At 47.0% G+C, this 230-nt stretch carries 1 protein-coding gene; it reads left to right on the forward strand.

Features of this window, described 5'->3' with window-relative positions; translation table 11 throughout:
- On the forward strand, positions 1 to 193 hold a 193-nt coding region (locus tag SB775_RS34410; RefSeq protein ID WP_410865770.1), incomplete at its 5' end, for a hypothetical protein.
- Between the last annotated feature and the right edge of the window lie 37 nt (positions 194 to 230).

Here is a 230-nt window from a genome sequence, read left to right on the forward strand (position 1 = left end):
GGCGACCTCGACCGGGCAATCGATTTACCTGCTGCTGAAAGATATCGATGAGGAAGGCGTCCGACTCATGATGGAACGCTACCGGGACAAGGTGAAGCAGGAATTGAATTTACTGGATTCACCTTATGAAGTCAGAAAGGAGCAGGTGTCCAATTTAAATGAATTGTCGCGTGCTTTAGGTAAGGCCATATGAATATAATCATCACCGCCACTGTCGTCCTGTTTTGGAT

The organism is Peribacillus sp. SIMBA_075, assembly GCF_046534585.1.